Consider the following 13,977-nt stretch of genomic DNA (forward strand, 5'->3'; position numbering starts at 1 on the left):
CCCTTATCTGGAAACTATTGCGAACTACTGCGAACTGCTGCTCTTCTAGTCTACTCTGGCGTGGGCGCTGGCGGGGCGCTGACACCGGTCAAATCGAATCCTGCGTGGGTTCTACGATCAGAACCAGACCCTCAATGGCGCGCACCGACACGGCAGAACCCGGGGCAAGCGTCGCATGGCCGCGCAGACTGGCCTGCCAGAGTTCGCCCCGAATTTCCACCTGGCCCGTGGGCGCAAGTGGGGTGCGCACGATGGCGGTGCCTCCAATCATCGCCTGAGGCCCCGTGAGGACCTTGCTGCGGCGTGCCCGCAGGGCGATCCAGGCGAGCCCGAAGGAGATCGCGCCAAAGCCCAGCCCTGCCCCCAGGGCAGTCGATGTGTGAACCCGCATCTCGGGGATGGGGCCGTCCACCAGCGTGGCGAGGCCGACGACGAGCGAAACAATGCCGGCAAGCGCAAGCACTCCGTGGCTGGTGAACTTCGACTCCAGCAGCATCAGCACGAAGGCAGCGACCAGCAGGACAATCGCCGTGTGCCGGACCGGCAGAAGATTCAAGCCAAACAGGCCGAGGACAATGAAGAGAGTGCCGAGAGAGCCGGGTACGACAGTGCCGGGAACATTGAACTCGAGGTAGATAAGAAGGGCGCCTAGGACCAGCAGAAGCACGGCAAGATTGGGATCAGCGAGTTTGCTGAGCAGGCGCTCACGCAGGGAGGGTGCCGTGGTCACGATCGCCGCGTCCTTCAGATGCAGAGTCTGGGTGCTGCCGTCGAAGCGATGAATCTCGCGGCCATCGAGCGCTGCCATCAGGGACGCATCATCGGTCGTGACAAGATCGATCAGCTTCAGCTTGAGAGCCTCTTCGTCGCTGTAGGACTTCGAGTTGCGGACGGCGTCCTCGGCGGCCTCCACGTTGCGGCTACGACGACTGGTATAAGAGCGCAGAAAGGCCGCAGCATCGTTCTCGATCTTCTCTTTGAGGATCGGATCGAGCTGACGTCCCTCCACGATCGGATGAGCTGCCCCAGCGTTCGTTCCCGGTGCCATCGCTGCGATGTCTGCTGCTTCGAGAAGAAAGAAACCAGCCGAACCTGCTCTGCTGCCTGTCGGCGAGATGAAGATAACAACCGGCACCGGCGAGTTCTCAATCGCCTCCACCATGACGCGAGTCGACTCGAGCAGGCCGCCCGGCGTGCCCATGGAGACGATGACCGCCTGCGCGTGAAGGTTCGCAGCCTCGCGAAGACCACGTTGGAGATAGTCCGCCGTGATGGGCTGGATCGTGTCGTGGATGGTGAGTTTGACGACCACTCCGGGAGCCGAAGCAGCGGTCAACTTCGCGGGCAGTACACAAGAGATCGTCATCAGCAGCATCAAGACGAATCTCGTGGCGTTGATCATGGCAAACTCTGTCCGCGTGTCTGCAAAGCCTGTCGCATTCCCTGTGCAGCCGGATCTTTCGGATCGAGTTGGAGCGCTTTGCTCACGTTGTCCGCCGAGGACGCTGTATTGCTCGTCTGAAGGTCGATGCGGGCGAGTACAAGGTAGGCGGGAACGTTGGGGCGCAAGTTAAGAGATGTTTGCGCCTCGGCGCGGGCATCTGCTGCGCTTCCGCTGCGTTCGCGCACCTGCGCGAGACCGGCATGCGCATCGGCACTGGACGCATCGGCAGCGATGGCGGCCTGAAACTCACGCTCCGCCTCGGGGATAAGTCCCTCGGCAAGATAGTCGCGACCCAGCTGCGTGTACTGCGTGGCCTGTTCCGCGGGAGGCAGACTCGCCATGCGAATCGCGCGCATCTGGTCAAGCTGGAAGGCGGCCTGCCGGAACGACGCCTCGGAGTAGGTGCGGCGAATGCGCTCGAGTGCATCGAAGTCGGAATCAGTAGCGGTGGTCGTGGCAGCCGCTGTGGGCGAGGCGATCTTTCGACCTGCACTGATGTTGGCCTTCAACTGTGCAGCTTCAGAGTCCGTCGGACGCAGCTTCAGAGCCAAATCGATTTCATGTTGAGCACCTGCGACGTCGCCTCGGCGCAGAAATGCGACGGCAAGGTTGTAGTGGTAGTCCGCGTCGTTGGGATCGGCGGTCGAGGCGCGCTGAAAGAGGGGAACGGCATCGTGGCCCTGGCGGCTGGACGCGACCGCCTGATTATTGACCACCTCGGGAAGTGGAAGGCGGCTCGCAACAAAGGTGAAGGCCGACTCCGCCTCGGCGTACTTTGCAGTGTTGAAGCGAGCGAGTCCGAGGTAGAAGTTAGCTTCAAGGGCGCGCCGGTCGGTGGGTTGAATCTTTGCGAGTGTCGCTGCCGCCTGATCGTACTCTCGATCCGCGTACAGCGCCTTGCCAAGAGCGAGAAGCGCAGCGGAGTAGTTAGGATTCGCCTGCACGGCGAGCTGAAGTCGCTTGATTCGCTCCTGCGACGTCGTTGCGTCCGTGCCGCGAATGTAATTTTCAAACGCGCTCAACTGAACCCCGCCTGAGGCTGCCAGAAAAGTCTGCTGAGCGACGTTGAGGTGTGGATCGATCTGTTTAGCAACCTTCCACGCAATCGCATTTTCAACATCGAAGAGGCGCGGCAGTTCACTCGAGTCTTCGAGCGGCGAGGAAAGCCTCAGCTTTTCCACCTCGAGAACCTGCGCCTGGACGGCAATGCGACCATTTGCAACGGTGTAACTTCCCACGATGACAAAATCTGCATCGAGCGTCTGCGCAATGCGAATGGTCGTCGCGCGCGAGGGCCTGAAGTCGGTTGGAAGGCCAAGATGGTCGAGCGCATACTGGCGGTCTTCGCGTGTAATGGTGAGAAACCCGACCGAAGTCAGACGCTGGTTGAGCGTGTCGGGAAACGAGTCTCCGACCCACGCCAAAGCAGTCTGTCCCGAGCGGTTATCAAAGGGGAGAACCAGCACGACGCGCCCGCCAGTCTCCGATGAGTCCGAAGCCGTTGGGTTCGAAGCCGCAGAGGTCTGTGAGAGCCCGGGGAGGGTGCACAGCAGAAGCAGCAGCAAGACCAGCCATGAGTTCTTGCACATGGAGGTTTGCTGCATCAAGCGTCGGAGAATTGAACCTCGGAGAATCGAGCGTCGGGGAATCGAGCGAACTTGAAGGCGCTTCGTCACAGTGATGAGTATAGAGCGTCAGGGCCTGCGTGGCTCGACCAATGCGGCTTCGACGATGCGGGGGAAGTGGAGCACTGCAGCCCACTCACCCTTTCGATGCGCCTGCCATACGACTTCACCGTGCAGGATCGCCGCCACCTCGGCAGGGGAGAGATCGCGATGGAAGTCGAAGTATTTTGTGTCTGCCGACTCGTTGCGGCGGCCCAGGTCAACGCGGTTTGCCGATGGTGCCCACTTCGTAGAGAAGATGAGGGCCACGTCGTAGCTGCCGGGATCAGCTGCGGCCTTCTGGATCTCCTCCATCGAGAAGTTTTGAATGGCCGTAGTCTTCAGCGGATGGTTCGTATAGCCGAGTTCGGGCCGGTTCAACTCCGAGGTAGCGGGCCACGCTGTCAACACCGTCGCCTGAGGATAGGTGAGGTCGATAAAACGGACTGCCTGCTGATGCAGAACAACAAAGTCGCGATAGGTCAGGTTGTCCTCAGGCGCAAAGGCGTAAGGAGGGTTAACCCAGATTCCCGCAAGGAAGCCTGCTGCGCTGAGTGCAGCGATAAGAGGCCACCGCTCCGGGATGCGCCGTCGCCATGTGTTGACGCAGACCAGCAGAATGAGCGGGTACATCGGCAGAAGATAGCGCGTCAACAGAGCACCGCCGAGTACCGAGAACGCGATCCAGTTGGCCAGCAGAACTACGCCGATTGCCTTCAACGGTGGACGTGCAATTGGTTTGCGCGTGTTGGTTGCGGCAACGGGAATAAACATCGCAGCCACCATGCAGGCGACGGGAACGAACATATTCATGTGCGTCGTCAGATGGAGCAGGCGATGCCACAGGCAGAGAGCGATGCGGTACGCACTAAGGTTCGCAGTTGCGTTGTAGCGAAGGAACTCAGGATTACCGAAGACGAAGCCGGTCTTGTGATAGTGATAGCCGTACCACGCCGCTAACGGAAGAATCGGAACGAGCAGCGCGGCAATCCAGCGAAGATGCAGCCTGCGCGACAGCGGTTCGCCACGCTCTTGAAGGAGGAGAATGCCCTCCCACAGCGCAAGCGCGACCGGCGTGACGATTGCCGTCTCCTTCGAGAGCGCCGCAAGGCAGAACATCAGCGCAGCCCAAAGCGAACTTTTGATGGAGCCCCCATTCGTCGTTGACTCCGAGTGATCGAAGTAAAACGCGAGTCCCCAGAGCGTGAAGGCAGCCGCAAAGATGTCGGCATGAGCCAGCGTGCTCTGCGCAAACCAGACCGGATAGAGCGCGGTAAGAAGAACGGTGACCGCAGCGACGGGAGAACTCGTCAGCGTCCTTGCAAGCTTGAAGACGCCAAGCAGAGCCGCCGCTGCGACCATGCAAACCAACGTCCGCGTACCGCTGACAACGTATCCCGAGAGGTGCCACCAACTCGCCAGAAGAATTGAGGGCAGCGGAGGGTGCGCGTTCGTGACCGTGCTCTGTGGGATCAGCGTGCCGGTACGAAAAAAATCCCACGCAGCCGGAATGTAATAGCCTCCTTCGTCCCAAAAGTAGGGAAGCCGAAGGAGGCGGAGATGGAAGAGGTAGATCGCGACGAAGAAGAGCGGATAGAGCATCCAGAGAGCGATCTCGCGGCTGGGTCTCTGAACGTCTTCGTCGGCGCTGCTTCGAGGTCGCACGCTTTAGTTGACGGGACCTTCGGAGTGGGGGAGTTGCTCGAGCGTGATGGCACCGAACGTCTGCTCGTACTGCGAGAGATTATGGCCGAGCACGTTCCACAAGGCCTTGGCCTGCTGCGGGCTCACGTAGATGCCCTGGAAGTTCTTGACGTTCAGCTCATCGGGGCTGTCCTGGCTCATCGTGCCGAAGACGAGGAAGAAGTCCCAAACGCTCATGCGGACCTGAACGCTGTTGGCGTAGCCGTCGCGATAATCGGGGGCGTTGGTGAGCTTGAGTTGGGGCTGCTTATCCTGCGGCTGACTGGGGTTCTGCTGGCTCATCGAATCTCTTTCGGGGTTGGGTTGCTTGCGACTACTGAAATCTGGTGCGGGAGAAGGGACTCGAACCCCCACGGATTGCTCCGCTTGGACCTAAACCAAGTGCGTCTGCCATTTCGCCACTCCCGCATTCTTCGTGGGCAACACCGTCAGGTGTGCGAAGAAATAAGTGCCTCGACTAGCCTATGGCAAAGGGATGTCGATTGCAACGTCAACCCCACCACGCACGCCGCTTAGTGCTTGATCAGCCACATCACCCAGCTCGCTGCTATCGTACCGCCGACAAACAGAACAAAACAGAATGCGCCGAAGCGAATCATCATGCGCGGCTCAGAGCGCTGCGTGATGCCAAACACAATCGAAGTGAACAGAGAGAAGAGCAGCACTGCTCCAAAGTGAGAGATGGTCACGAGCGCTTCCTCCCGGTTGCCAGCGAGTGCGCGTCGACGGCGGAGATTATATTCAACAGACCGGCCACCACCATGAACTTAGTGCCATAGTCAGCCGTAGCAACCTGCACTGTCACCTGGCCCAGATCGAAGATGCGGGCAAGAACATAAAGAATGCCATTGCCAAGATCACCCGCGAAGTTCAGGATGTCGAGCAGATCGCCGGTGTTCGGCGTATACACCTTGCCCTTCAGCGCGAGCCCGATGGTAAACATCGCGATGATCGAGACCATGATGAGGCCGCCGCGAATCCATTTGCGCTGCATCAGATGCCCCGCGCCGGGAATAAGCCAGCCGGCGATGAGCACCATCGTTGGGAATGAGGAAGATTGCGCGCGCGCTTGTGCCGAGACGTTGGTAGCCATTGCTTATTTGATGATAACAGGATGGTTGCCTGCTATGAATTTGCCCTGGGCAGGCGAGCCGCGAAGTTTCGAAGTTGATCTATCGTGACGTGTGCTCAGTCATGCCCCCGAAGGGGGATTGCAGCAGTCAAGCCGGCGTCGGATGATCTCTGACGAGGAGGCGAAACGGTTAGCTGCGGGTCCAGAAATTTGTTAGGGTTTCGCAAGAAGCACGCCTTCAATCGCCCTCAGATAACACTGTTTCTAATTAACCTCAGGCCATCTAATGCTCTCCCGTTTGACCTTGTTGTTCTCTTTGCTCCTCTTGATCTCTCACGCCTTCCCGCAAACGGGGCCTCGATCGGTCTGCGGACTGCCTCCTCCCGTCTTCCAGTCCGCCCAGCCTAATATCTTCTCCGAGCAGCAAGAGCAATGGCTCGGCGATGCGATGGCCGACTACATTGACCGCGAATACCGCCCTATAAAGAACCCCGAAGAAAACGCCTACCTTGACACCATTGGCGCCCGTCTCCTTGCCGTACTCCCGCCCACGAAGATCCGGTTCCACTTCACCCTCGTCGAATCTCCAGACGTCAACGGCTTTTCGCTCGCCGGCGGCCACGTCTACCTCACACGCAAGCTCGTCGCCAGCGCTCGCAGCGAAGACGAGGTAGCCGGCGTCATCGCTCACGAGATGGGCCACATCCTCTCCCACCAGTTCGCCATCGAGACCACCGCAGACCTCCGCACTCTGCTGGGCGTCACCTCGGTCAGCGACCGCGCTGACATCTATGCCAAATTCCAGCGCCTCACTGACGCCCGTCTGCACGGCAAGCACGCCACCAACGGCGACTCCGACGACAAGCAGGACGAGGCAGATCGCGTCGCCGTCTATGCCGCCGCTGCCTCCGGGTATCGCCCTCAGGCTTATGCCGAGTTCTGGGACCGTTCTTTCTTCGTTGAGGGCAAAACTGGCAGTCGCCTTGGCGATTTCTTCCACACCACCACTCCCTCGCAGAAGCGTCTCCGGCGCATCCGTGGCATCATCGCCGAACTCCCCACCGGCTGTGCCGTCGTCGCCGACAACACCTCCGCAGCCTTTAATCACTGGCACACTCTCGTTGTCGAGGACCAGACCGCAGCGACCCCCACTGCGCAGGCCGTCGCAGAAGTCTCGGCCAACGCAGCCCCAATCGAACTTACCCCACCGCTCCACCTCAATATCGAACGTCTGCGCTTCAGCCGCGACGGTCTGTACGTTCTTGCCCAGGACGAAAGCTCAATCTTTGTCCTCTCCCGCAACCCCTTCAAAGAGATCTTCCGCTTCGATGCCGACCACGCCCTCCCCGCAGACTTCACCCCCGACTCCAAACAGATCGCCTTCTACACCCCCAATCTTCATGTCGAACTTTGGAGCATCGCCCAGCAAAAACTCGTCTCTGCCCACGAGGTCGTCAGCCAGCAACAATGCCTCCAGTCCCTCCTCTCACCCGACGCCCGGACCCTCATCTGTGTCGCCTATCCAGCGGCCGATTTTGAACTCAGAATCCTACTCATCGACGTCGAAACCGGGCATGTCGTCTACGAAAATAAACACTGGTTCCACCCCAACTTCAACTTCGAGTTCTCGGTCTACCTTCGCCGGCTTGAAAACGACACCTCCGGCGTTCTCACCTCAGCATTTTCAGCCGACGGCAATACTCTCCTCTTCGGGCCGGGAGCCGACCGCGTTGCCTTTGATCTCCGCACCCGAACTCCCATCAAAATCGCAGGGGCCCTTACCAGCTACGAATTTCCGGTCACCTACTGCTTTCAGGGCAACGACAAAGTTCTCGCAGTTCACGACTCTCAGCCCGCACAATCAGGCGTCTTCAGCTTCCCGGCAGGCAAGCGTCTCCAATCGCTCAAACTCGGCCTTCCCTCTGTGAGCGCCACCACCAGCGCCGATTACATCACCACCTTCGGCTCCAAAGGAGCCGCAGTCGCCGTCGTCAATGTAAACGCGCCAACATATGTCCTCACGTCCAAGAACCCGGCGATCGACGTATTCGGTGACTCATTCGTCGTAGAGGCTCTTGACGGTTCTTTGGCTCTCGGAAAAGTCAACGATCAGACTGCTGCCAAGGTGCCTCGCGTCAACCTGCCGCTCAGTCAACTCGCTCCTGCAAGCTCCGCAGCTATCTCACCCGACGGCCGCTATATTGCCTACTCCGACCGAACCCGTGGTGCGGTGTGGGACGTTGCCACAGGCAAGCAGATCTTCCTCGTTCGCGGCTTTCGCTCTTCCTCGTGGACCTCCGGCGGTAAGCTTCTCGCCGAATTTACTCAAATTGACAAGGACCAGCCCGCAGTCATCGGGGAACTCGTACCCGAACCTCGCCTGGCCAGGAATATGTCCTATAAGCTTCCCGACAAGGCCCATCTTGAGAACAACTACCTGTTCGAGTGGAAGCAGCCGAATAAGAAAGGCTGGACACTCACCGCTTACTCGTCCACCGACCTCGCCGTGAAGTGGACCCGCCAATTCCCGGACGGTCGTCCCGGTTACACGACCAACGATGGAGACACAGACCTCATCTTCAGCGACCTGATCCAGTCTCCGGCCGCAAAGGAGAGACTCCGCAGTAACCCCACCATCAAAAAGCAGGCAGATGCAGTTAAGCAAAAGGCCGCAGGACGCCTCATTGAGATCGTCAACGCAGAGGACGGCACCACGCGCGCACAGGTTGTTGTCGAAGTGCCCCTCACCTACGAAGGTGTCGGCGGTTTCAACAGGGTAGGTGATCTGCTCTATCTCTCCACCGGAGACAACCGAACCATCGTCTACTCACTCAAGACAGGCGTCCAGCTCCGCCAGCTATTCGGGACAATCGTTACCGCAGACTCTTCCTCCCAGATCATTTGCAGCGCCAACCGCCGCGACGAGACCGTCGTCTCCGACAAGAGCGGTCGTGAACTCCTGCATCTCACTCTTGGCAGCCCGCTCCGCTTCGCCGCTCTTCAGAACCACGGGACTCAACTCCTCGTCCTCACCGCTGACCAGCGTATTCGCCGTTTCACCATCCCAACAAAGGTCTCCCAGGACGACACCCACGGTATAGCTTCAAACGTTCAATGATTGGCGTAAGGGGCTGGAAACCACTAAGCCCGCACTAACTCGGTTTGGATTCGACCAGTAACCTCGGCTTTTCCTTTGCGGGCGATCATGTCGATCTCGCTGCGAATGCCGAACTCTCCTGTGAAATAGAGGCCGGGTTCGACCGAGAAGCAGGTGTTGGGCAGAATGAGGCGCTCGTCGTGAGTCTCAAGGTTGTCGAGGTGCGCGCCGTTGCCGTGTAGTTCGGTGCCGATGTTGTGGCCGGTGCGGTGAGTGAACCAATCGCCAAATCCGGCTTTGCGGATGACGTTGCGTGAGGCATCGTCGGCTTGCCAGCCAGCGATGGGCTGGTTGGCAGCGAAGGCGTCCTGCACGGCCTTGCTGGAGGCGTCGCGAGCGTCCCGGACGGTGTTGAAGATGAGGTGTTCGCGCTCTGTGGGCTCGCGGCCGACAACTCCGGTCCAGGTGATGTCGTACCAGACCGCCGTGGGGTCGTTCGCCAGCTTGGCCCATATGTCGATAAGGACGAAGTTGCCTTGTTTGATTGCACGCGAATTAGCGGCGGTGGGCTCGTAATGAGAGTCGGCGGAGTTAGGACCTGCGCTGACGTTGGGACCATGCTCCCAGATGAGCCCTGCGCGCGACATCCCCTCCTGCAGGTACTGCACCATGGCGTGCTCATCGGTGCCCCCGGCCCGCGCGCGTGTGCCAATCTGCTTCCACGCCGCTGCGAGGATCTCGTCGATGTGCCTCTGCGCGACATAGTGAGTGGCAAGCTGCGCATCGGTGAGGACAGCTTCAAAGTGGCTGACCAAGTCGGCCGAACTAACGATCTCCATCCCGACCTCGTCGCGTAGGAACTCGACCGTTCCCGCATCGACCATAGAGACGTACATGATGGCGTTGCGCGGCGAGTACTGCATGGCGATCTTCTCTGAACCTATCAGTATTCCTTCCAGTCTTTGTTCCAATTCCTGCCACGAGGAATACTCCGTCTTCTCTCCTGGCAGCGAGTCGAGCCTGCCGGATTCGATTCGATGGACAAGCTTCTGCGGTACGCCCCCGCGCGAGGGAATGTAGTAGTACCAACGGCGGGTGACGTGCATGTTCGGATCAAGACCCAGAATGCTGTAGGCGAGTGGGTCGCGGTGGTGGTGATCGTAGAAGAGCCAGCCATCGAGGTTGGCGTCCCGCAAAGCAGACTGAATTGCAGTGAGGTTCATGTCCTCAATCCTAGAGCAACACCGCAGCTGGTGTACGACCGCTTTCGTTTCTTGGTTGTCATTCCCGAAGGGAATCTGCGTTTGAAGTCTCTACGCATGAGGGAGCGTTGTCACCACTCTGTTCGACAACGAAGACAAGGATCGAAGGATAGGGAAGCCTGGTCGCGAAGACGCCTTCCCCCTGACAAATCGCAAAGAATCAAAACGGGAAGACGAAAAAATAAAGTTCAAATTGGTGGCGTATTTTTCGAAGCCAAATAAGTGACCATCAAAACACCACATTCACCACGCATCTCACCACAAATTCACCATCAAAACACCACGTTTTACACCCCATTTTTGCCAAAACCCCCAGCAAAAACGCACATCTACCAGCGCAGAAAAAAGCGGCGGAAAAACATCCATTTGCCAGACATTTTCCTCGGCCGTAAACGTGAAGAGGCCGGGATCGCTCCCGGCCTCTTCGCTTGAATAAGTGAAACCGAACTAAGCGTTGACTGGGTTCTCCGAGTGCGCGGCAGCAGCAGCTGCGGCCTCGCGCTCCTTCTCAGCCTTCTCTGCTTTTCTAGCTGCAGCAGAGTTCTGACCCAGCTCGGCAGCCAGCGTCTCCGTAGTGAAGGACTCGATGACGTCGCCGACACGGATGTCCTTGTGTCCAGCGAGATCAATACCGCACTCAACGCCCTGACGAACCTCGGAAACGTCGTCCTTGAAGCGCTTGAGCGAAGCAATCTTGCCCTTCCAGACCTCGGCTCCTTCGCGCAGCAGACGTACCTGCTGATCGCGCTTGATAAGCCCGTCGGTGACGCGGCAACCCGCGATCTGACCGACCTTCGTGATCTTGAAGACGTTGAGCACTTCGGCGCGGCCAGCGTAGTTCTCCTTGAATACCGGCTCGAGGAGACCGTACATCGCCTTGGTGATCTCGTCCTGCAGCTCGTAGATGATGGAGTGCAGACGAATCTCGACGTTTTCGCGCTCGGCAACTTCGCCGGCCTTGCGATCAGGCCGCACGTTGAAGCCGATAACGACTGCGTTCGAAGCAGAGGCGAGCAGAACATCCGACTCGGTGATAGCGCCGACGCCGGAGTGGAGAACGCGAACGCGAACCTTCTCGGTGGACATGCGCTGGAGCGAGTCGGCAAGAACTTCGACCGAACCCTGCACGTCGCCCTTGAGGATCAGGTTCAGATCCTTCATGCCGGCCTGCTTGATCTGCTCTGCAAGGCCTTCGAGCGAGACGCGGGAGCTCTTGGCGAGTTGCGCCTCGCGCTCCTTCATCTTGCGGTACTGAGCGATGCCCTTGGCCTTGTCGCGGTCTGCCATGACGAGGAAGGTGTCGCCTGCGTCTGGCATACCCTCGAGACCGAGGATTTCAACCGGGGTTGACGGACCAGCCTCCGTGATGGGACGGCCACGGTCGTCAAACATCGCGCGGATCTTGCCGAAGGTGTTGCCGACGATGTAGCTGTCGCCAGTACGGAGAGTACCGTTCTGTACGAGGATTGAAGCGACGGCTCCACGGCCACGATCGAGTTTGGCTTCGATGACGGTTCCGACCGCGGGGCGGTCAGGTTGTGCCTTCTGCTCATTGACGTCGGCGACGAGGCAGATCATCTCCTCGAGCTTGTCGAGGTTGATGTGCTTCTTCGCGGAGACTTCGACGAACTCGGTGTCGCCGCCCATGTTGGAGGGTTGAAGGCCGCGCGCGGTGAGCTGCTGGATGACCTTGGACGGGTTGGCTTCGGGTTTATCGATCTTGTTGACAGCGACGATGATCGGCACGTTCGCGGCGCGGGCGTGGTCGATGGCTTCGAGCGTCTGGGGCATGACACCGTCGTCGGCTGCGACGACGATGACGACGATGTCGGTGACCTTGGCTCCGCGGGCACGCATGCGGGTGAAGGCTTCGTGACCAGGAGTGTCGAGGAAGACGATCTCGCGACCGAAGGCGGGAGAGTCGGGCTTGGTGATTTTGACCTTGTAGGCGCCGATGTGCTGAGTGATGCCTCCGGCTTCGCCGCCTGCGACGTCAGTGGATCGGATGGCGTCTAGGAGCGAGGTTTTTCCGTGGTCGACGTGGCCCATGACAGTGACGACAGGCGAGCGAACGACTTCGACCATGCCGGTGGTGTCTTCGAGGAAGCCTTCGATGGCCTCGTTTTCGAGCTGCTCTTCGACGGAGATGATGGTGGCGTCGGCCCCGAACTGGCGGGCTACATCTTTGACCAACTCGCCTTCAAGGGACTGGTTGACGGTGACGAAGACGCCCTTCATGAGAAGGGTGGCGATCAGATCTTTACCGCGAACGTCGAGTTTTTCGGCGAGGTCCTTGACGCTGATACCTTCAGTGACCGTAATGGTGCGGGTGATCGGCAACGGCTCACGCGAGACAGGCGCTCCACCGAAGCGTGGTGGCGGCTGAAAGCCCTTCATTGGGCCTTCCTTGGTCTTCTCGTAGCGTTGTCCGCCACGGCGTTGGCCAGGACGCGCAGCGGGGCGCATGCCCTCGCCTGGGCCGGGCATTACTCCGGGAGCGCCGCCCGGTGCGCCCGGGCGAGCTCCAAAGCCGGGACGTGGTGCGCCAAAACCAGGGCGAGCTCCGCCTGGGGTGAATCCGGGACGGCCAGGTGCTCCGCCTGGACCACCTGGGCCTCCAGGGAAGGTACGGGTCGGGTGCATCGGGCGGCGAGCACCAGGAGCGCCCGAAGACATCGGACGTGAGCCAGGAGTGCCGGGGGCCTGGGGACGGGGCCGCTCAAAGATGGGACGACCGCGCTGCGGTGTTCCCGGAGCGACAGGTGGCGCTGTGTAGATGGGGCGCGGGCCAGTCTGCGGCATGATGACACGCCGAACCGGCGGGCCTGGAGGTGTGACAGGAGCCGATGGGGCGGCTTCGGCCTCAGCAGTCACGGCAGGCGCCTCTGCTGCTGGCGCTTCAGGGGTAGCCGCTTCGACTTGAGGAGCGTTAGGGGCTGTTGGAGTCGCCGGTTTTGCAGCTGGCGCAGCCTCGCTTGTCGGATGTGCCGGAACCGCGGGTTTTGCTACTGGCGACGCCACGACGACTGGCGGAGTCGCGACGGCCGGGCGTTCAGCGGCTGGCGCAGCCACGGCTGGCGCGGCGACGGCTACAGGACGAGCGATAACTGGGCCGGCGGGTGGTCTGCTCGCTATAGCTGGGGAGGGCGCAGGAGCGACGATGTTTGCACCCTGGCGAGGAAGCGGAACGATGCGCCGAGGTGCTGCAGGTGCAGGCGTTGGCGCGACGTGCACTGGTGCCACATGGGTTGCTGGTGGCGTTAGCGGGGCTGCGCTGGCAGCAGGCGTTGCGACCGGACGCGGTGGCGCTGCAGCAACTATGCTGTGTGCCGGCGGCGGCGCAACGACGGGAGTCGGGCGTGGTGGCGGTGCAGCTTTCGCTGTAGCCTCGGCCTGCTTGCGCTCGAGGATGGCCTTCAGGGCATCGCCTGGCTTGGAGACCTTCGAAAGGTCGAACTTTGGCTTTGTGTCAACTTGCTGCCGGTTCGAACCGCTGCTTCTTCCGCCGTTTTTGAAGTAATCCCGAACTCTTTCGGCCTGATCGGCTTCAATCGAGCTGGAGTGAGTCTTTCCAGACACGCCAATCGCTTCGAGCGCGTCCAGAATAGGCCTGCTCTTTACTTCCAGTTCTCGTGCCAGATCGTTAATTCGAACTTTGCTCATCCGTCCCTTTTCGCTTGCCCTGCGCGGTTAGCTGTTCATAGCAGCCTCATCGTTGCAGGAATCTTTATTGT

The 13,977-nt window shown here is 59.9% G+C and carries 10 protein-coding genes and 1 tRNA gene; 2 read left to right on the forward strand and 9 right to left on the reverse strand.

Annotated elements, in window-relative coordinates; translation table 11 throughout:
• Positions 1-88 precede the first annotated feature (88 nt).
• The 7 genes from RBB82_RS16195 to RBB82_RS16225 form a co-directional block, all read right to left on the reverse strand.
• Complete coding sequence (locus RBB82_RS16195; protein WP_433971786.1) at positions 89-1,402, reverse strand: NfeD family protein; 1,314 nt, start codon at positions 1,400-1,402, stop codon at positions 89-91.
• Complete coding sequence (locus tag RBB82_RS16200) at positions 1,399-3,033, reverse strand: tetratricopeptide repeat protein (RefSeq protein WP_433971787.1); 1,635 nt, start codon at positions 3,031-3,033, stop codon at positions 1,399-1,401. Before RBB82_RS16200 ends, RBB82_RS16195 begins: the two co-directional genes overlap by 4 nt.
• A gap of 105 nt (positions 3,034-3,138) precedes the next feature.
• Entirely contained in the window at positions 3,139-4,773 is a 1,635-nt protein-coding gene (locus tag RBB82_RS16205; RefSeq protein ID WP_433971788.1) for an ArnT family glycosyltransferase, read from the reverse strand.
• Positions 4,774-4,776: 3 nt separating this feature from the next.
• Positions 4,777-5,166, reverse strand: a complete 390-nt coding sequence (locus RBB82_RS16210) for a DUF3467 domain-containing protein (RefSeq protein WP_433971789.1) — start codon at positions 5,164-5,166, stop codon at positions 4,777-4,779.
• Positions 5,137-5,220: transfer RNA gene (locus RBB82_RS16215), tRNA-Leu, on the reverse strand. The genes RBB82_RS16210 and RBB82_RS16215 overlap by 30 nt, the downstream gene beginning before the upstream one ends.
• 104 nt (positions 5,221-5,324) lie before the next feature.
• Entirely contained in the window at positions 5,325-5,501 is a 177-nt protein-coding gene (locus RBB82_RS16220) for a hypothetical protein (protein WP_260734607.1), read from the reverse strand.
• Positions 5,498-5,905: a DUF6677 family protein gene (locus tag RBB82_RS16225; protein WP_433971790.1), complete on the reverse strand. Its 408-nt coding sequence runs from the start codon at positions 5,903-5,905 to the stop codon at positions 5,498-5,500. Before RBB82_RS16225 ends, RBB82_RS16220 begins: the two co-directional genes overlap by 4 nt.
• 265 nt (positions 5,906-6,170) lie before the next feature.
• Here RBB82_RS16225 and RBB82_RS16230 point away from each other — a divergent pair, with 265 nt between their 5' ends.
• Positions 6,171-9,002 (forward strand): M48 family metalloprotease, encoded by a 2,832-nt coding sequence (locus tag RBB82_RS16230; protein ID WP_433971791.1) that lies wholly within the window; start codon positions 6,171-6,173, stop codon positions 9,000-9,002.
• A 23-nt stretch (positions 9,003-9,025) separates the two neighbouring features.
• Here RBB82_RS16230 and RBB82_RS16235 read toward each other — a convergent pair whose 3' ends face one another.
• Complete coding sequence (locus RBB82_RS16235; protein ID WP_433971792.1) at positions 9,026-10,204, reverse strand: M24 family metallopeptidase; 1,179 nt, start codon at positions 10,202-10,204, stop codon at positions 9,026-9,028.
• Positions 10,205-10,465: 261 nt separating this feature from the next.
• Between RBB82_RS16235 and RBB82_RS16240 the strand changes: the two genes are divergently transcribed.
• A complete protein-coding gene (locus RBB82_RS16240) occupies positions 10,466-10,675 on the forward strand; it encodes a hypothetical protein (protein WP_433971793.1) in 210 nt (69 codons plus the stop codon).
• A 15-nt stretch (positions 10,676-10,690) separates the two neighbouring features.
• Here the strand turns inward: RBB82_RS16240 and infB are convergent, their stop codons facing one another.
• Entirely contained in the window at positions 10,691-13,906 is a 3,216-nt protein-coding gene (gene infB / locus RBB82_RS16245; RefSeq protein WP_433971794.1) for a translation initiation factor IF-2, read from the reverse strand.
• Between the last annotated feature and the right edge of the window lie 71 nt (positions 13,907-13,977).

The sequence above is a fragment of the Tunturiibacter lichenicola genome, assembly GCF_051013355.1.
Lineage (GTDB): Bacteria > Acidobacteriota > Terriglobia > Terriglobales > Acidobacteriaceae > Edaphobacter > Edaphobacter lichenicola_F.

Excerpts from the sequence above, each read along its gene's own strand:
- RBB82_RS16195 (WP_433971786.1), bottom strand. The coding sequence starts at position 1,402 with ATGATCAACGCCACGAGATTCGTCTTGATGCTGCTGATGACGATCTCT.
- RBB82_RS16200 (WP_433971787.1), bottom strand. The coding sequence starts at position 3,033 with ATGTGCAAGAACTCATGGCTGGTCTTGCTGCTGCTTCTGCTGTGCACC.
- RBB82_RS16225 (WP_433971790.1), bottom strand. The coding sequence starts at position 5,905 with ATGGCTACCAACGTCTCGGCACAAGCGCGCGCGCAATCTTCCTCATTC.
- RBB82_RS16230 (WP_433971791.1), top strand. The coding sequence starts at position 6,171 with ATGCTCTCCCGTTTGACCTTGTTGTTCTCTTTGCTCCTCTTGATCTCT.
- RBB82_RS16235 (WP_433971792.1), bottom strand. The coding sequence starts at position 10,204 with ATGAACCTCACTGCAATTCAGTCTGCTTTGCGGGACGCCAACCTCGAT.
- infB (WP_433971794.1), bottom strand. The coding sequence starts at position 13,906 with ATGAGCAAAGTTCGAATTAACGATCTGGCACGAGAACTGGAAGTAAAG.